We start from the raw sequence: 16,484 nt of genomic DNA, 5'->3' as shown, positions 1-16,484 counted from the left end.
TGCCCTGCGGGGGCGTTTTTATAACAGGGAGACGTTATTTATCTTTCACCACAATCAGCGGTTCAATATCGCTCTCTTTCTTCACCACCAGCGAGTCATCCCCGCGCAGACAGGTTCCGCCATAGTTCCCGCCCACGGTAAAGGTGCAGACCTGAATGTATCTGCCGTCAACTTTCGGCAGGCACCATAGCTGCTGGTAGATATTTTTGCGGTCAACAAACTTGCCGCTGGACTGGTCCAGCAGTTCGTCCTGGGCGCCGATCAGATCGATATTGCTCCCGCAGCGTCCGGCGATCGGTTTAACGGCATAACCGGTCCGTTTGAGCAGATCGTTGACCTCAAAATCGGTATCCAGCAGGTAACGGTGGTTCGGGAACAGCTGCCACAGCACCGGCAGGATCGCCTTGTTACCAGGGATCACCGTCCACAGCGGTTCAAAGACCAGCACTTCCGGGCGCAGCAGGACATCAATCAGGCGCACTTCACCTTGGGGGTGACCAGTGCGGATAGGCACGGCGGCGTACTCGGTTTCGCTCACCTCGCGGATCTGCTCAATCGCCGTTTCCCACGCCCAGGTTTTCCATACGCAGTTGACGTGACGGCCTTCATCATCAATCAGTTGCCCGGCGGCATCCCAGCTCAGCGCCCCCAGTCCATGCAGGATTTTGGTTTCAAACCCGGCCTGGATCAGCGAGCGCTGAATAAAGAGCGCGTGGTAATCCTCTTCGGTATCGTTGTCCTGCATGATATGGACGAACGGCCGAGCGTGGCTGTGCTTCCATGCGCCGGTCAGCTCCTCCAGCAAGCCTTCCGCCGGATTGTGGCCGGTGCCGCGATAGCCGTTTTTCACCCACTCTTCAAGAATGAGCCCGCCCTCGGTATGGCAGGAGGCGGAATCCGCGTTGTACTCGTAAACCTTGATGCCGCGCTCATCCATGCAGAAATCCATACGACCGGTGATCATATGGTGACGACGCCACTGCCATGAAAGACGCAGACGCGGCCAGAGAATTTTCGGGATGTCGAAAAGCGCGAGTAAGCTGTCGTCTTTCAGCACCTTGTCGGTGGCATGAAGGTACATCAGGTGCAGTTCGTTGGTGGCTTTGATCAGCTCCTGCTCGGCGCTTTCGGTAATGGTGAAGTACTGGCAGGGATCGTTGTTGATAACGTGGCCGTTGGCGCGAACGTACGCCTGTTGCAGGGCGTCGTTTTCATTGAGCCATTTTCCGTCGAACTGACGGTTGTTCTTCAATCGCGCGCCGCTGATTTTCAGCAGTTCACCGTCGATCTCCGGCTGAGGAATACTGTGTTCCGTCTCCTCCGTCTGGATCATCCACCCGAGGATCTCGGTATCGTTGAACGTGTCATGAAGCGTATAGCAACCGTCCTCCACGCTCAGACGAAGCTCGCGCGTCCACTGCTGCCCCATCGGCAGCGGGGAGTGAATAACGTTCTGCTCGGCAATGCGCACTCTGTCATCCAGCAGCTGGGTAATGACGGCGACGTGGCCGGTCTCATGAAACTCACCGCCCTTTTGCCAGATGAGCAGCGCACCGGCCTGCGGCGCGCGTTTTGAGCCATTAGCAAAGGCCTGTAGCGGCAAAATATTGTCATTTACCACCTGGCGCAAAAAACGCAGGGAGAAGATCTCCCACGCCATCCCGACGTCGGTAAAAACAAACCCGTGATTGAGAAACAGGAAACGGCGCGCAAACTCAACGCACTGCCATTTATGGCCCATGTATTCGTTGCCGATATAGCTGCGGAATTCCGCGTCTTCCGGGTAGTGACGCGGATCGAGACTGCCGTAATTTGAAGAGTAAATCGCCACGCCACCCGGCGCATAACCTAATAACGTCCCGAAGGGTGCGTCACTGCTTAACGTTCCTTTACGCATGTGTCCAACCTAATACAGGCAGGCGGCAATTTTTTTGTGGGGTTGTCGTCGTCTGCACGTTGTAATTAACTGACAGAGGTGGCGTTATCATACACCCGCCCTGCCCATTACGCTCGCATCGTTAAACGGTTCCTGCATCTCCTGCTACACTGCCTCAACACAACACCAAAAAGGCAGGCCAACATGTCAGATAACACCTATCAGCCACCGAAAGTGTGGGAATGGAAACAGAATAACGGCGGCGCGTTCGCCAATATCAACCGTCCCGTCTCGGGCGCGACGCACGAGAAAGAGCTACCTGTGGGCGCGCACCCGCTCCAGCTGTACTCTCTCGGTACGCCGAATGGACAGAAAGTTACCATCATGCTGGAAGAGCTGCTGGCGCTGGGCGTGACGGGCGCGGAATACGACGCATGGTTAATCCGCATTGGTGAGGGCGATCAGTTCTCCAGCGGTTTTGTCGACGTGAACCCGAACTCGAAGATCCCGGCCCTGCGTGACCACTCCACCACCCCGCCGACGCGCGTCTTTGAATCCGGCAATATCCTGCTCTACCTGGCCGAGAAATTTGGTCACTTCCTGCCAAAAGATCCGGCAGGACGAACGGAAACCCTGAACTGGCTGTTCTGGTTACAGGGCGCGGCCCCGTTCCTCGGCGGCGGTTTTGGCCACTTCTATAACTACGCACCAGTGAAGATTGAGTACGCTATCGATCGCTTCACCATGGAAGCTAAACGCCTGTTCGACGTGCTGGACAAACAGCTGGCGCGCGGTCGTTACGTAGCGGGTGAGGAATATACCATTGCGGATATGGCAGTCTGGCCATGGTTTGGCTGCGTGGCGCTGGGCAGCGTGTATAACGCCGCCGAGTTCCTGGATGCCGGGAAGTACACCAACGTGCAGCGCTGGGCAAAAGATGTGGCGAATCGTCCGGCTGTTAAACGCGGGCGCATTGTTAACCGTACCAACGGCGAGCTGAACGAGCAGTTACATGAGCGTCATTCAGCAAGCGACTTCGATACCCAGACGGAAGATAAACGTCAGGGTTGATCCATGACCGGGCGGTTCGCCGCCCTTCTTCCGCGATGAGAAAAATGCGTCAGCACGCGTGCGCAAGGAGCCTCGTATGTCAGACCAGACGCTAAAAGCGACCCGACAGCAGAGTCTTATCACCTTGCTGAGTAAAAGCGACTGGCTGACTACCGATGTGCTGGCTGAAAAGCTCTCCGTCAGCAAAGAGACCATCCGCCGGGATCTGAAGTCGTTGCAGCAGCAGGGGAAGCTTCTGCGCCAGCACGGGCGCGCGCGTCTGATTCATCCGGACAGCCGCGACAGCGGTGAACCCTTTGGCGCACGCCTGAAAAGCCATTATGCCGACAAAGCCGATATTGCCCGCCACGCGCTGGGCTGGATCAGCGAAGGGATGACCATCGCCCTCGACGCCAGCTCAACCTGCTTTCATCTGGCGCGCCAGTTGCCGGACATCAACCTCACCGTATTTACCAACAGTCTGCCTATCTGCCACGAGATGGCAAAGCGCGAGCGGATCACGCTTATCTGCTCCGGCGGAACGCTTGAGCGTAAGTATCGCTGCTATGTTAACGCGGCGCTGGTGACGCAGCTAAAAGGGCTGGAGATCGATCTGTTCATCTTCTCGTGTGAAGGGGTCGATGAGCGTGGCGTCCTTTGGGATCCGTCCGAGCACAACGCGGGCTTTAAGGCGCTGCTGTTAAACCGCGCCAGCCAGTCGCTGCTGCTGATCGACAAAAGTAAATTTATGCGGGCAAGTGAAGTGAAAATTGGTCAGCTGTCGCAGGTGACACAGATTATTCAGAGCGATAAACGTCAGGCCGCCAGAGACGGCCTGACACGAGAGGTTACGCGGTGAGACGGAATTTCTGCACTGAGCGCTGGAGTTCTTCGGTCTGCCGTTCAAGTGCGGCGGCGGCGGCGGAAACCTGCTCCACCAGCGAGGCGTTCTGCTGGGTCACGCCGTCCATCTGCGTGATGGCAACGCCGACCTGAGAAATACCTTTGCTCTGCTCCTCTGACGCGGTGGCGATCTGCTTCATAATGACGGTCACTTCCGTCACGTCGCGCAGGATCGCTTCCATCGTGGTGCCGGTATCGTTCACCAGCTGCGCCCCATGCTCCACGCGGGCAACGGAATCTGCAATCAGCCCTTCGATCTCTTTTGCCGCATTCGCGCTGCGGCTGGCCAGATTACGCACCTCACCCGCCACGACCGCAAAGCCCCGCCCCTGCTCCCCGGCCCGGGCCGCTTCCACCGCGGCGTTCAGCGCCAGAATATTGGTCTGGAAGGCGATGCTGTTGATGACGGTAGTGATTTCAGCGATTTTTTTCGAGCTGTCCGAAATGCCGCTCATGGTTGTGACCACATCTTCCACCAGCGAGCCGCCGCGGCTGGCCGTACTGGAGGCGACATCCGCAAGCTGGCTGGCCTGGCGCGCACTTTCGGCGTTCAGCTTCACCGTTGCGGTTAGCTGCTCCATGCTGGCCGCGGTCTCTTCCAGCGCGGCGGCCTGCTCTTCGGTACGCGAAGAGAGATCGTTATTCCCGCTGGAGATCTCCGTTGCCCCGCGCCAGATATTCTCACTGCCGGAACGAATCGTGCTGACCGCTTCCCGCAGGCTGTCCTGCATGGCGCTCAGCAGCGGCACCAGTTGCCCCACGCAGTTGCGGCCAAAGGATTCAATCGGCTGGCTGAGATCGCCCTGCGCAATCTGGCGGAACTGCTGACGGATACGATCCAGCGGTTTTACCAGTATCGCCACCAGGTAGCGGTCGGTGAACAGCAGGATCAACAGACCCACGATCGTGGCGGTGATAATCACCGTCCGGGTCATGCTGGTGAGGCCGTCGACCACCACGCGCGTGCTGTCGAGCGCCTTCGCCGCGGTGTTGTTAAAGTTCTCAGCCGCTGCCCCGAATGCACGGCTTAGCGGCGGCGTGACGTTGTTGGCATGCTGACGATAGCCTTCGAGCGTCTCCTGCTTCGCCTGCGCCATCTGCGGCGTCACGCCCCGATCGAGCAGCGCCTGCCAGGTGGAAATCACCTGCGCAGACACCTTTTCATCCATCGGGCCCGGAGAGATAGCTTTCATCTCTGCCAGCTTTTTACTCATGTTATCCAGCGCCTGCTGAGCAGGAGCCAGGTCCGGCGTGCCGCCCGCCGCTTTAACTTCCATCGCCCGGCTCAGGCGGGTGACGAAACGGAAATACTGATCGTTGCCCTGGCTCAGCACCGTCATTTGCCGGACCAGCTGGCGGTCAACATCATTACCATCAGAAACACGAGACAGAGACCAGGTGCTGTAAAGCCCCACGCCTGCCCACATGACACAAAAGATCCCCAGTATCGTCAGCATGACGAAACGGATGGTGAAATTACGAAGCATCTTCATTGAGTATTCCTTGCCGTGAGGGTGAATTCGCCCAGAGGCGAGTACTACCCTCTTTATCGGCAGATACTGCAGAAAATATACTTTTTTGTTATCGAGTCGGCATAGAATGAAAACGTTGTTTCGAAAATTCACCGACAAGAAAGGAGACATCATGTCCTGGCACCCTTACACCGGCCGATACGAAAACATGCAGTACCGATACTGCGGCAAAAGCGGCCTGCGCTTACCGGCACTGTCGCTGGGCCTGTGGCACAGCTTCGGTCACGTTCAGCCGCTCGATTCCCAGCGCGCGCTGCTGCGTAAGGCCTTCGATCTCGGTATTACCCACTTTGACCTTGCCAACAACTACGGCCCCCCACCAGGCAGCGCTGAAGAGAATTTTGGCCGTCTGCTGCGGGAGGATTTTGCCGGGTATCGTGACGAGCTGATCATCTCCACCAAAGCGGGCTACGACATGTGGCCAGGGCCGTATGGTTCGGGCGGTTCACGTAAATACCTGCTCGCCAGCCTCGACCAGAGCCTGAAACGCATGGGTGTGGAGTATGTGGATATTTTCTATTCTCACCGCGTAGACGAAAACACGCCGATGGAAGAGACCGCCTCCGCGCTGGCGCACGCGGTGCAGAGCGGAAAAGCGCTGTACGTCGGCATTTCGTCCTACTCCACGGAACGCACGGCGGTAATGGCCGAATTGCTGCGCGAGTGGAAGATCCCGCTTTTGATCCACCAGCCGTCTTACAACCTGCTTAACCGCTGGGTCGACAAGACCGGCCTGCTGGACGCGCTGGAGAAAAACGGAACGGGCTGTATCGCCTTTACCCCGCTGGCACAGGGCCTGCTCACCGGAAAATACCTGAACGGTATTCCGGACGGTTCACGTATGCAACGCGAAGGGAAAAAAGTGCGCGGCCTGACGGAGAAAATGCTGACGGAAGCCAACCTGAGCAGCCTTCGTTTGCTGAACGAGATGGCGCACGCGCGCGGGCAGACGATGGCGCAGATGGCGCTAAGCTGGCTGTTGAAAGATGAGCGTGTAACGTCGGTGCTGATTGGCGCGAGCCGCCCGGAGCAGCTGGAAGAGAACGTTCAGGCGCTGAATAACCTGCGCTTTAGCGAAGATGAACTGACGCGGATTGACCAGCACGTTGCGGATGGTGAGCTGAATTTGTGGCAGGCGTCGTCGGATAAATAAATAGTGCGGTCCGATACTTTCGCCCCTCACCCTAACCCTCTCCCCAGAGGGGAGAGGGAACTTGAACACCCTCTCCCCTCTGGGGAGAGGGCAGGGTGAGGGGCATGGTGGATTTATTTCTTACTGATCTTATCCAGATACCCCATCACAAACGCCGACAGCACAAACGTCAGGTGGATAATCACATACCACATCAGCTTATTATCCGGGACGTTTTTCGCGTCCATAAAGACGCGTAACAGGTGTATAGACGAAATCGCCACAATCGACGCCGCGACTTTATTCTTCAGCGATGAGGCATCCATTTTCCCCAGCCAGTTGAGCTTTTCTTTGTGCTCGGCGATATCAAGCTGAGAGACGAAATTCTCATAACCGGAGAACATCACCATCACCAGTAATCCCCCCACCAGCGTCATATCCACCAGCGACAGCAGAACCAGAATCAAATCGGCTTCTGCCACGGAGAAAATGTTTGGCAGGACATGAAATATCTCCTGGAAGAACTTGATCGTCAGGGCGACCAGCGCCAGGGAGAGACCAAAATAGACGGGTGCGAGCAGCCAGCGAGAGGCATACATTGCGTTTTCAAAGAAGCGTTCCATAAAATCCTGTCTGCAAACGAAACCAGCACTCAGTATATCTCAACTATACCTCGTTGGGATCCACATCCGGACGCGCATACTCCGGCCAGACCAGCGCGACCAGTTCCGGGTAGGCTTCCAGGCTAAACTCGCGAAAACACTGGCGCAGATTTAATACGTCTAAATCGGAGTACGACACCTTCTCGCCATTCAGACAGCGCTTTTTGATATTGTCGTAATATTTATAAACCGCCGAATTAAGGTCGCTACAACGGCGCTGCGCGTCGAACAGGCCGGGCGTATCATTAATTTCAGCCATTTTCATTCGCTTAATTGTCGCATGGAGAAAATCGATATATTCGTGATTTACCCGCCAGTACCAGACCGGCGTCACGGCGTTCATCAATACGGAGAAATGATCTTCCCCCTCCTCTTTCGACATCAATTCAGGCTGCGGCGGTTCACTGACGTCTTTTGACGCTTTCGGTTTATTTAACTCTTGCATCAATAAAAGCACGCCAGCGGTCAGTAATAGTAACGTTATGACCGTAAAGAAAATGCTGTTCATGGGTAGGCTCCATTTTTTTTGATTTTAAAATTGCCTCATGTTATTGTCAACGAATCTCACCCTTTTTCCACCCCCACCTTTTTTGAAATTAAAGGAAATTAAAATGCTGCCCGACAATCTTGTCCCGGCAAAGTACCACATTACGCCTGTGGAACAGCCTTCGACGGAAGCAGATAAAGAGGCGAATTTCACTCAAGGAAAAAGAAAACTCTCCGACTATGAAGCCGACATATTAATTGGTGTTTCACGCACCGGCAAATCCCGTAATATGGTGCTCGAAGAGCACGATCGCCATTTAAAAGAGCGTTTATTTCGCGCCATCAAGATTGAAGCCTTAGTTCATCTACTAAATGATTTACAGGCCGAAGGGGAAATAGATGCCCAGACGCTAAGTCAAATAATGACCGAGAAAACGCAGCAAATAAATGAGGCCGGCAATGAAATTTGGCTTAATTTAATTACGCGTGAAAAAAACAATCCCATTTTTTATAACCTGGGGGAAGATTAACGTGAATGATGACAGCGGTAATAACGTTTATTTGACTTTAGATGATAAGAAAAGCGATGAATTTATCTTAAAGCAGAATCTCGACGCCCTGAAAAAGATAAAAAATGACGAGATGACGCGAATTACGCAGGATTTGGTTTCGATTCCGGCCACGCTGGTGCGTCTGAAATGGCAGAACCGTCGGGAGATTTACGCCTTGCAGGCCAAGGAGGAGATTTACGGCGCGGTGATGAACGCCATTATTGAACAGCGCCCTGAGCTTAAAGAGAAGATCCTCGGGCGACTGGAGGCGAACTATCAGTACCTGCTGGCACGCGAGACAGCCACCCTGCGCCTGACCCGTAAACTCTCGGAAGGTCATTACCGAACTTCAAACGTGACCTGTGTAGCGCTTGATGAAGAGGCGCCGACGGCGCCTTCAGTGTGAGTCAACAATGATTGTTGCGGAATGCAGGCCGGGTAAGGCGACGCCGCCACCCGGCAGGGAAGGCTGCAAAAGCCTTCGTTTTACTTCGCGGCCGCTTTCTCTTCGCCGACCAGACCAATCTTCAGGTATCCCGCCTGATGCAGCGTGTCCATTACCTTCATCATGGTTTCATAATCGACGGTTTTATCCGCGCGGAAGAAGACGGTGGTGTCTTTCTTGCCGCCGGTCAGCTGGTCCAGCGCCGGAATAACCGAGGCATCCGTCACCGGGTCGTTGCCCAGGAACATGGACTTATCGGCCTTCACGGACAGGTAGATAGGTTTTTCCGGACGCGGCTGCGGCTGGCTGGAGGACGCAGGCAGATTCACCTTCACGTCCACCGTCGCCAGCGGTGCGGCAACCATAAAGATAATCAGCAGAACCAGCATGACGTCGATAAACGGCGTCACGTTGATCTCATGCATTTCACCGTTATCGTCCAGATTTTCATTAAGACGCATTGCCATACAATCAACCTACGCGCAGTTTGGACGCCGCATGTACCGGTTTAACGGCGCTGGCGTTCAGGTCCAGATCGCGGCTTTGCAGCAGCAGAACCTGCGCGGCAACGTCACCCAGTGTGGCTTTGTAACTGCCAATCATGCGCGCGAAGATGTTATAGATAACAACCGCCGGGATAGCGGCAACCAGACCGATAGCCGTGGCCAGCAGCGCTTCTGCGATACCCGGCGCGACGACCGCAAGGTTAGTGGTCTGCGTCTGGGCGATACCGATAAAGCTGTTCATGATGCCCCAGACGGTACCGAACAGGCCGACGAACGGGGAGATGGCGCCGATAGTCGCCAGGTAGCCGTTACCGCGGCCCATATGACGACCCACGGCCGCAACGCGACGCTCCAGACGGAAGCCGGTACGCTCTTTAATGCCTTCGTTATCTTCACTGCCTGCGGAGAGTTCCAGCTCGTTCTGCGCTTCGTTCACTAACAGGGTAGTCAGGCTTTTCGCATGGAAGGATGAGGTGATATCAGAAGCCTGATCCAGAGAGCGGGCTTCCGCCAGCTGCTTCTGCTCACGCTTGAGGCGGCGTTTTTGTGAAAGAAGTTCGGCGCTCTTGCTGAAGAAGATAGCCCAGGTGATCACGGACGCCAGAATCAGGCCGATCATCACAATCTTAACTACGATGTCAGCATGTTGATACATGCCCCAAACGGAGAGATCCGTCTGCATCAAATTATTACCCACTCTGTATCTCCAGGACGCAAATCACAAAATCTGAACGTAATAATATCAAAACGTCGTCGAATTGATAGTAGTTCTCATTAGTATTTACATAGTGCCGTAATTTTCGCTCACTTTCCTTGCGCTTACGCAGTAAAAATTTCTTATGCGAATTTTTGATAATATTTTCTGCTTATTCGATAAGCATCCGGATGCACATTCTGACAATCGTGGTAGTCTGGACGTCCAGACGTATAAAAAAAGGGTTAGCGAACATGACTAAAAAGCAGCTTGAGACCACGCTGGTGCAGGCAGGACGCAGTAAAAAATACACGCAGGGCTCGGTCAACAGCGTGATCCAGCGCGCCTCCTCGCTGGTGTTTGATACCGTTGAAGATAAAAAAATCGCTACGCGTAATCGCGCGAAGGGCGGGCTGTTTTACGGTCGTCGTGGCACGTTAACCCATTTCTCGTTGCAGGAAGCCATGTGCGAACTGGAGGGCGGCGCGGGCTGCGCGCTGTTCCCGTGCGGCGCGGCGGCGGTCGCCAATACCATTCTGGCGTTTGTGGAACAGGGTGACCACGTCCTGATGACCAATACCGCCTACGAGCCAAGCCAGGACTTCTGCACCAAAATACTCAGCAAGCTCGGCGTCACCACCAGCTGGTTCGATCCGCTGATTGGGGCCGGTATTGCCGCGCTTATTCAGCCCAACACGCGCGTTGTGTTCCTGGAATCTCCCGGCTCCATCACCATGGAAGTGCATGACGTCCCGGCCATCGTGAAGGCGGTGCGCAGCATAGCGCCGGAAGCGATCATCATGATCGACAACACCTGGGCGGCAGGTGTGCTGTTTAAAGCCCTGGAATTTGACATCGATATCTCCATTCAGGCGGCGACCAAATACCTGATTGGCCATTCCGACGGCATGATCGGTACGGCGGTGTCTAACGCCCGCTGCTGGGATCAATTGCGTGAAAACGCCTACCTGATGGGCCAGATGGTGGATGCCGATACCGCCTACATGACCAGCCGGGGCATCCGTACGCTCGGCGTGCGTTTGCGTCAGCATCACGAAAGCAGCCTGCAAATTGCACAGTGGCTGGCGCTGCATCCGCAGGTGGAGCGCGTTAACCATCCGGCGCTGCCGGGCAGCAAGGGCCACGAATACTGGCAACGTGACTTTACGGGCAGCAGCGGGTTGTTCTCATTTGTTCTTAAAAAGCGCCTGAATGACGCCGAACTGGCAAGCTATCTGGATAACTTTACCCTCTTCAGCATGGCCTATTCATGGGGTGGGTTTGAATCGCTGATCCTGCCCAACCAGCCGGAGCAGATTGCGGCCCTGCGCCCGGGCGGCGAGGTGGACTTCGAGGGGACCTTAATCCGCCTGCATATTGGGCTGGAAAATGTGGACGATTTAATTGCGGATTTATCGGCAGGATTTGAGCGCATCGTGTAAAGTGCTGGCTGAAATGTACTCCCCGGACGCTATTCTGAACACCGCAAGCAGAAAAGTCTGTATGAGATGCGCCTGCGATCAACCCCGACAGGCAAAATTGGGAGTACAATAGCGTTATATCTGCTGTTCCACAGGAAAGTCCATGGCTGTTATTCAAAATATCATCACGGCGCTCTGGCAACACGATTTTGCCGCGCTGGCGGACCCGCATGTCGTCGGGATTGTCTATTTCGTGATGTTCGCGACGCTGTTTCTGGAAAATGGATTACTGCCAGCCTCATTTTTACCCGGTGACAGCCTGCTCCTGCTCGCAGGGGCGTTAATCGGCAAGGGCGTGATGGACTTCGCACCGACAATGGTGATCCTCACCTCTGCGGCCAGTCTCGGCTGTTGGCTGAGCTACCTGCAAGGGCGCTGGCTTGGAAACACTCGCGTGGTGAAAGGCTGGCTGGCGCAGCTGCCGCATAAATATCACCAGCGCGCGACCTGCATGTTTGACCGTCACGGCCTGCTGGCGTTACTTGCCGGGCGTTTTCTGGCGTTTGTTCGTACCCTGTTGCCTACCATGGCGGGTATTTCAGGCCTCTCTAACCGCCGCTTCCAGTTCTTCAACTGGCTGAGCGCCCTGCTCTGGGTAGGCGTGGTCACCACGCTCGGCTACGCGCTGAATATGATCCCCTTTGTTAAGCGCCATGAAGACCAGGTGATGACCTTCCTGATGATCCTGCCGATTTTCCTGCTGGTTGCAGGGCTGGTGGGTACCATTGCGGTGGTGATTAAGAAAAAGTATTGCAGCGCATAAATAAAAGCCGGGTGGCGCTACCGCTTACCCGGCCTCCGTTTCCCCTCAGGCTCCCTGCATGGTTCTTATACGTGACGCATCTTCCCCCGGCGTGACGCCGAAGTAGCGCTTAAACTCCCGACTAAACTGCGACGCGCTTTCATACCCGACCCGCATCGCCGCGGCGCTGGCCTTCATGCCATCGTGGATCATCAGCATCCGCGCCTTATGCAGACGGTAGGTTTTGAGGTACTGCAACGGCGACGTGCTGGTGACAGATTTAAAGTTATGGTGAAACGCCGAGACGCTCATATTGGCTTCCGCCGCCAGCTGGTCAACACTGAGGTTTTCCGTGTACTGGCTCTCGATGCGCTTCAGCACGCGGCTAATCAGGCTGAAGTGCGTTTGCCGGCTTACCAGCGCCAGCAGCGCCCCGCCGCCCGGTCCCAGCAGCACATGGTAAAGAATTTCGCGGATAATCTGTTTTCCGAGAATACGCGCATCCAGCGGCCTTTCCATCACGTCTAACAGGCGTTCAATCGCGCAGAGAATTTCCTCCGACAGGGTCGCGGAGTTGATACCGCTTGCCGCCATTGACGGCCGGAAAAGTTCGTCCTCCCCAATCTCCATCAGCAGCTCCTGCAACTGGAGGATGTCGACGTTGACGCGGATCCCGGCCAGCGGTACCTCCTCTGTCGCGAAAGTTTCACATTCGAAGGGTAAAGGTACTGTCAGAAGCAAATATTCATTGGTGTCGTAACGGAACACGCGCTCATTGATATAGCCAATCTTATGGCCAGAAAAGAGAAACACGATGCCGGGCTGATACATCACCGGGGTGCGCGTCCCGGGCTGGGTACCGTACAGCAATCGGATATCCGGCAACAGCTCAGCCGAATCATTTCCGTTATCTATCAGTCTTTTAATCTGCGACGTTAGCTGGCGGCAGATGGCATCACGGTTCATTTTCAGTTACTCCGGGTACGGTTTCCGACGCTGACAGTGTGCGCATTTTCTTACCGTTTCTCCAGCGCGCTGTAGAAATGGGCAAGACATCGGCAGGAATGTGCATTGAGAGGATAGCGCCTGCCCGCCACAATGAGCAGCATCAGGTTGCCTTCTGCGCCACCACGATTTTTTACCCACTACAGGGAACAAGCCATGAACAACTTTAATCTTCATACCCCAACCCGCATTCTGTTTGGTAAAGACGCCATCGCCGACCTGCGCGCGCAAATCCCCGCTGACGCCCGCGTCCTGATTACCTACGGCGGCGGCAGCGTGAAAAAAACCGGCGTACTGGATCAGGTGTACAGCGCTCTGGAAGGTCTGGACGTGCGCGAGTTCGGCGGTATCGAGCCTAACCCGTCTTATGAAACGCTGATGAACGCGGTGAAAATCGCCCGTGATGAGCAAATCACCTTCCTGCTGGCGGTGGGCGGCGGCTCCGTGCTGGACGGCACCAAATTCATCGCGGCGGCGGCCCATTACGCTGACGACATCGACCCGTGGCATATTCTGGAAACGGGCGGCAGCGACATCAGCAGTGCGATCCCGATGGGCTCCGTGCTGACGCTGCCGGCCACCGGATCAGAGTCCAACAAAGGCGCGGTCATCTCTCGTAAAACCACCGGTGACAAGCAGGCCTTTATGAACGAACACGTTCAGCCCGTGTTCGCGATCCTCGATCCGGTTTACACCTATACCCTGCCTGCGCGTCAGGTGGCGAACGGCGTGGTCGACGCCTTTGTTCACACCGTTGAGCAGTACGTTACTTACCCGGTAAACGCCAAAATTCAGGATCGTTTCGCGGAAGGCATTCTGCTGACGCTGATTGAAGAAGGTCCAAAAGCGCTGAAAGAGCCTGAAAATTACGACGTGCGTGCCAACGTGATGTGGGCTGCCACCCAGGCGCTGAACGGCCTGATCGGCGCAGGCGTGCCGCAGGACTGGGCTACCCATATGCTCGGCCACGAGCTGACGGCGATGCACGGCCTGGATCACGCCCAGACGCTGGCGGTGGTTCTGCCTGCGCTGTGGAACGAAAAACGTGACGCTAAACGCGCCAAACTGCTCCAGTACGCCGAACGCGTGTGGAACATCACCGACGGTTCCGACGATGCGCGTATCGATGCCGCGATTGAAGCCACCCGTCACTTCTTTGAAAGCCTGGGCGTGCCAACGCGTCTCTCTGGCTATGGCCTGGACGGCAGTTCCATCCCTGCCCTGCTGGCGAAACTGGAAGCACACGGTATGACGCAGATCGGCGAGCATGGCGACATCACCCTGGACGTCAGCCGTCGTATTTACGAAGCGGCACGCTAAGCGTTTTTAGGATCCTGACTTTCGTTTTTTGACATTTCGTCCAGACTTAATGCACATCACATCGTCGGAGGTTCCCTCCGGCGATGAGCACCTGAAGGAGGAAAAATGGCAAACCAAACCGTAATCAAGCTACAGGACGGCAACGTGATGCCCCAGCTGGGGCTAGGTGTATGGAAAGCCGGTAACGACGAGGTCGTCTCCGCCATTCATAAAGCCCTGGAAGTCGGCTATCGGTCCATCGATACCGCCGCCGCCTATAAAAACGAGGACGGCGTGGGGAAAGCGCTTGCCAGCGCCGGCGTTCCCCGGGATGAGCTTTTCATCACCACCAAGCTGTGGAACGACGATCAAAAGCGTCCCCGCGAAGCGTTGCAGGAGAGTCTGGAGAAACTCCAGCTCGATTTCGTCGATCTTTATCTCATGCACTGGCCGGTACCGGCTATCGACCATTACGTTGATGCCTGGAAAGGGATGATTGAACTGCAAAAAGAGGGGCTGATAAAAAGCATCGGCGTCTGTAATTTCCAGGTTCATCATCTGCAACGCCTGATTGATGAAACGGGCGTCGCGCCGGTAATTAACCAGATTGAGCTGCACCCGCTGATGCAGCAGCGCCAGCTTCATTCATGGAACGCCACGCACAAGATCCAGACCGAATCCTGGAGCCCGTTGGCCCAGGGCGGCGAAGGGGTGTTTGACCAGAAAATCATCCGTGAACTGGCGGATAAGTACGGTAAAACCCCGGCGCAGATCGTCATTCGCTGGCATCTGGATAGCGGTCTGGTGGTGATCCCGAAATCGGTCACGCCATCGCGTATCGCCGAGAACTTCGACGTCTGGGATTTCCGCCTGGATAAAGACGAGCTGGGTGAAATTGCGAAGCTGGATCAGGGCAAACGGCTTGGGCCGGACCCGGATCAGTTTGGCGGGTGATCCTCTCACCCTGCCCTCTCCCCGGAGGGGAGAGGGTTAGACCTGTAGGCCCGGTAAGCGCAGCGCCACCGGGCATTGTTACAGGTTTAACCGGTCTTACGTTTTACGTTCTTCTTCGTTCCCGCAACACCGTTCGAACGCTGATGCGCAATAGGCGTGTGCTTGGTCAGCGCCGGGCGCGTGTTGCGGTTCTGGCGGCGCGCTTCGCGCATCTCTTCCAGCGTTGGCGCTGGCACCAGGCAATCACGACGCGAGCCGATCAGGTGCTTTTTCCCCATATCTTCCAGCGCCTGACGGATCAGCGGCCAGTTTTTCGGATCGTGATAGCGCAGCAGCGCTTTATGCAGACGGCGCTGTTTATCCCCTTTCGGCACCACCACGTCTTCGCTCTTATAACCAATCTTACTCAGCGGGTTTTTGCCGGTGTAATACATGGTCGTCGAGTTGGCGAGCGGCGACGGGTAGAAGTTCTGCACCTGATCCAGACGGAATCGACGCTGCTTCAGCCACAGCGCCAGATTCACCATGTCTTCATCACGGGTGCCGGGGTGTGCGGAGATGAAGTATGGGATCAGATACTGCTCTTTCCCCGCCTGTTTTGAATAGGTATCAAACAGCTGTTTAAAGCGGTCATAGCTGCCCATGCCTGGCTTCATCATTTTGGACAGCGGGCCTTCTTCGGTGTGCTCCGGGGCGATCTTCAGATAACCGCCAACGTGGTGCGTCGCCAGCTCTTTGATGTAGCGCGGATCTTCCACCGCAATGTCGTAACGCACGCCGGAGGCGATCAGGATCTTCTTGATGCCTTTCAGGTCACGGGCGCGACGGTAAAGATTGATAGTCGGCTCGTGGTTGGTGTCCATATGCTCGCAAATGCTCGGATAGACGCAGGAGAGACGACGGCAGGTCTGCTCGGCGCGCGGCGATTTACAGCGCAGCATGTACATGTTGGCCGTTGGACCACCCAGATCGGAGATCACGCCGGTAAAGCCCGGCACCGTGTCGCGAATCGCTTCGATCTCGTTAACAATCGACTCTTCGGAACGGCTCTGAATAATACGGCCTTCATGTTCGGTGATCGAACAGAGCGAGCACCCTATAATTCTGATCATTTAGAAATTTTTTTGCGTTTAAAATCAATGAATTGAAAGATTTCATTTTTCTAA

At 55.6% G+C, this 16,484-nt stretch carries 16 protein-coding genes and 1 pseudogene; 9 read left to right on the top strand and 8 right to left on the bottom strand.

The window, feature by feature from the left end:
* Window positions 1-34 precede the first annotated feature (34 nt).
* Window positions 35-1,897 carry a bifunctional glutathionylspermidine amidase/synthase gene (gene gss, locus H2Z33_RS12440; protein WP_032655021.1) on the bottom strand — a complete coding sequence of 621 codons (1,863 nt, stop codon included), beginning with the start codon at window positions 1,895-1,897 and terminating at the stop codon, window positions 35-37.
* Window positions 1,898-2,080: 183 nt separating this feature from the next.
* On the opposite strand from gss, the gene yghU reads away from it, so the two are divergent.
* Entirely contained in the window at window positions 2,081-2,947 is an 867-nt protein-coding gene (yghU, locus tag H2Z33_RS12435; RefSeq protein ID WP_003862465.1) for a glutathione-dependent disulfide-bond oxidoreductase, read from the top strand.
* Window positions 2,948-3,023: 76 nt separating this feature from the next.
* A complete protein-coding gene (gene fucR, locus H2Z33_RS12430; protein WP_063134829.1) occupies window positions 3,024-3,785 on the top strand; it encodes an L-fucose operon activator in 762 nt (253 codons plus the stop codon).
* Here fucR and H2Z33_RS12425 read toward each other — a convergent pair.
* Window positions 3,775-5,322, bottom strand: coding sequence for a methyl-accepting chemotaxis protein (locus H2Z33_RS12425; protein WP_063134828.1), 1,548 nt, complete (start codon window positions 5,320-5,322; stop codon window positions 3,775-3,777). The genes fucR and H2Z33_RS12425 overlap by 11 nt on opposite strands.
* A gap of 151 nt (window positions 5,323-5,473) precedes the next feature.
* Here H2Z33_RS12425 and H2Z33_RS12420 point away from each other — a divergent pair, with 151 nt between their 5' ends.
* Complete coding sequence (locus tag H2Z33_RS12420) at window positions 5,474-6,514, top strand: aldo/keto reductase (protein ID WP_032649519.1); 1,041 nt, start codon at window positions 5,474-5,476, stop codon at window positions 6,512-6,514.
* A 113-nt stretch (window positions 6,515-6,627) separates the two neighbouring features.
* Here the strand turns inward: H2Z33_RS12420 and H2Z33_RS12415 are convergent, their stop codons facing one another.
* Window positions 6,628-7,116, bottom strand: coding sequence for a TIGR00645 family protein (locus tag H2Z33_RS12415; protein ID WP_006811956.1), 489 nt, complete (start codon window positions 7,114-7,116; stop codon window positions 6,628-6,630).
* A 43-nt stretch (window positions 7,117-7,159) separates the two neighbouring features.
* Window positions 7,160-7,663 carry an ESA_00282 family adhesion-associated protein gene (locus H2Z33_RS12410; protein ID WP_033487658.1) on the bottom strand — a complete coding sequence of 168 codons (504 nt, stop codon included), beginning with the start codon at window positions 7,661-7,663 and terminating at the stop codon, window positions 7,160-7,162.
* A 103-nt stretch (window positions 7,664-7,766) separates the two neighbouring features.
* Here H2Z33_RS12410 and H2Z33_RS12405 point away from each other — a divergent pair, with 103 nt between their 5' ends.
* Window positions 7,767-8,171, top strand: a complete 405-nt coding sequence (locus H2Z33_RS12405; RefSeq protein ID WP_032649523.1) for a hypothetical protein — start codon at window positions 7,767-7,769, stop codon at window positions 8,169-8,171.
* Window position 8,172: 1 nt separating this feature from the next.
* Window positions 8,173-8,598: a hypothetical protein gene (locus H2Z33_RS12400; protein WP_017382748.1), complete on the top strand. Its 426-nt coding sequence runs from the start codon at window positions 8,173-8,175 to the stop codon at window positions 8,596-8,598.
* A gap of 80 nt (window positions 8,599-8,678) precedes the next feature.
* On the opposite strand, the gene exbD is transcribed toward H2Z33_RS12400, so the two are convergent.
* Complete coding sequence (exbD, locus tag H2Z33_RS12395) at window positions 8,679-9,104, bottom strand: TonB system transport protein ExbD (RefSeq protein ID WP_001251472.1); 426 nt, start codon at window positions 9,102-9,104, stop codon at window positions 8,679-8,681.
* A 4-nt stretch (window positions 9,105-9,108) separates the two neighbouring features.
* Window positions 9,109-9,840, bottom strand: coding sequence for a tol-pal system-associated acyl-CoA thioesterase (exbB, locus tag H2Z33_RS12390; RefSeq protein WP_003862482.1), 732 nt, complete (start codon window positions 9,838-9,840; stop codon window positions 9,109-9,111).
* Between the two features lie 251 nt (window positions 9,841-10,091).
* Between exbB and metC the strand changes: the two genes are divergently transcribed.
* Together metC and yghB are read left to right on the top strand one after the other, a co-directional pair.
* Complete coding sequence (metC, locus tag H2Z33_RS12385) at window positions 10,092-11,279, top strand: cystathionine beta-lyase (RefSeq protein WP_015571868.1); 1,188 nt, start codon at window positions 10,092-10,094, stop codon at window positions 11,277-11,279.
* A gap of 142 nt (window positions 11,280-11,421) precedes the next feature.
* Window positions 11,422-12,081 carry a DedA family general envelope maintenance protein YghB gene (gene yghB / locus H2Z33_RS12380; protein ID WP_015571869.1) on the top strand — a complete coding sequence of 220 codons (660 nt, stop codon included), beginning with the start codon at window positions 11,422-11,424 and terminating at the stop codon, window positions 12,079-12,081.
* A gap of 45 nt (window positions 12,082-12,126) precedes the next feature.
* On the opposite strand, the gene H2Z33_RS12375 is transcribed toward yghB, so the two are convergent.
* The gene (locus tag H2Z33_RS12375) at window positions 12,127-13,026 is read right to left on the bottom strand and encodes an AraC family transcriptional regulator (RefSeq protein ID WP_017382749.1); all 900 of its coding nucleotides are present in this window, start codon (window positions 13,024-13,026) and stop codon (window positions 12,127-12,129) included.
* A gap of 195 nt (window positions 13,027-13,221) precedes the next feature.
* Here H2Z33_RS12375 and yqhD point away from each other — a divergent pair, with 195 nt between their 5' ends.
* Window positions 13,222-14,385 carry an alcohol dehydrogenase gene (gene yqhD / locus H2Z33_RS12370; protein WP_032672000.1) on the top strand — a complete coding sequence of 388 codons (1,164 nt, stop codon included), beginning with the start codon at window positions 13,222-13,224 and terminating at the stop codon, window positions 14,383-14,385.
* Between the two features lie 105 nt (window positions 14,386-14,490).
* Window positions 14,491-15,318, top strand: coding sequence for a 2,5-didehydrogluconate reductase DkgA (dkgA, locus tag H2Z33_RS12365; RefSeq protein ID WP_003862493.1), 828 nt, complete (start codon window positions 14,491-14,493; stop codon window positions 15,316-15,318).
* Window positions 15,319-15,404: 86 nt separating this feature from the next.
* Here dkgA and H2Z33_RS12360 read toward each other — a convergent pair.
* Window positions 15,405-16,415: pseudogene (locus H2Z33_RS12360) on the bottom strand (DUF3362 domain-containing protein); the annotation flags it as partial.
* Window positions 16,416-16,484 lie beyond the last annotated feature (69 nt).

It is taken from the genome of Enterobacter sp. YSU, assembly GCF_016082135.1.
Classification (GTDB): domain Bacteria; phylum Pseudomonadota; class Gammaproteobacteria; order Enterobacterales; family Enterobacteriaceae; genus Enterobacter; species Enterobacter hormaechei_C.
The sequence above is the reverse complement of the archived record's forward strand: the minus strand, read 5'-3'. Positions and strand labels throughout refer to the sequence as shown.

Excerpts from the sequence above, each read along its gene's own strand:
- exbD (WP_001251472.1), bottom strand. The coding sequence starts at position 9,104 with ATGGCAATGCGTCTTAATGAAAATCTGGACGATAACGGTGAAATGCAT.
- metC (WP_015571868.1), top strand. The coding sequence starts at position 10,092 with ATGACTAAAAAGCAGCTTGAGACCACGCTGGTGCAGGCAGGACGCAGT.
- dkgA (WP_003862493.1), top strand. The coding sequence starts at position 14,491 with ATGGCAAACCAAACCGTAATCAAGCTACAGGACGGCAACGTGATGCCC.
- yghU (WP_003862465.1), top strand. The coding sequence starts at position 2,081 with ATGTCAGATAACACCTATCAGCCACCGAAAGTGTGGGAATGGAAACAG.
- H2Z33_RS12415 (WP_006811956.1), bottom strand. The coding sequence starts at position 7,116 with ATGGAACGCTTCTTTGAAAACGCAATGTATGCCTCTCGCTGGCTGCTC.
- H2Z33_RS12425 (WP_063134828.1), bottom strand. The coding sequence starts at position 5,322 with ATGAAGATGCTTCGTAATTTCACCATCCGTTTCGTCATGCTGACGATA.
- fucR (WP_063134829.1), top strand. The coding sequence starts at position 3,024 with ATGTCAGACCAGACGCTAAAAGCGACCCGACAGCAGAGTCTTATCACC.
- H2Z33_RS12405 (WP_032649523.1), top strand. The coding sequence starts at position 7,767 with ATGCTGCCCGACAATCTTGTCCCGGCAAAGTACCACATTACGCCTGTG.
- yghB (WP_015571869.1), top strand. The coding sequence starts at position 11,422 with ATGGCTGTTATTCAAAATATCATCACGGCGCTCTGGCAACACGATTTT.
- H2Z33_RS12420 (WP_032649519.1), top strand. The coding sequence starts at position 5,474 with ATGTCCTGGCACCCTTACACCGGCCGATACGAAAACATGCAGTACCGA.
- gss (WP_032655021.1), bottom strand. The coding sequence starts at position 1,897 with ATGCGTAAAGGAACGTTAAGCAGTGACGCACCCTTCGGGACGTTATTA.
- yqhD (WP_032672000.1), top strand. The coding sequence starts at position 13,222 with ATGAACAACTTTAATCTTCATACCCCAACCCGCATTCTGTTTGGTAAA.
- H2Z33_RS12410 (WP_033487658.1), bottom strand. The coding sequence starts at position 7,663 with ATGAACAGCATTTTCTTTACGGTCATAACGTTACTATTACTGACCGCT.
- H2Z33_RS12375 (WP_017382749.1), bottom strand. The coding sequence starts at position 13,026 with ATGAACCGTGATGCCATCTGCCGCCAGCTAACGTCGCAGATTAAAAGA.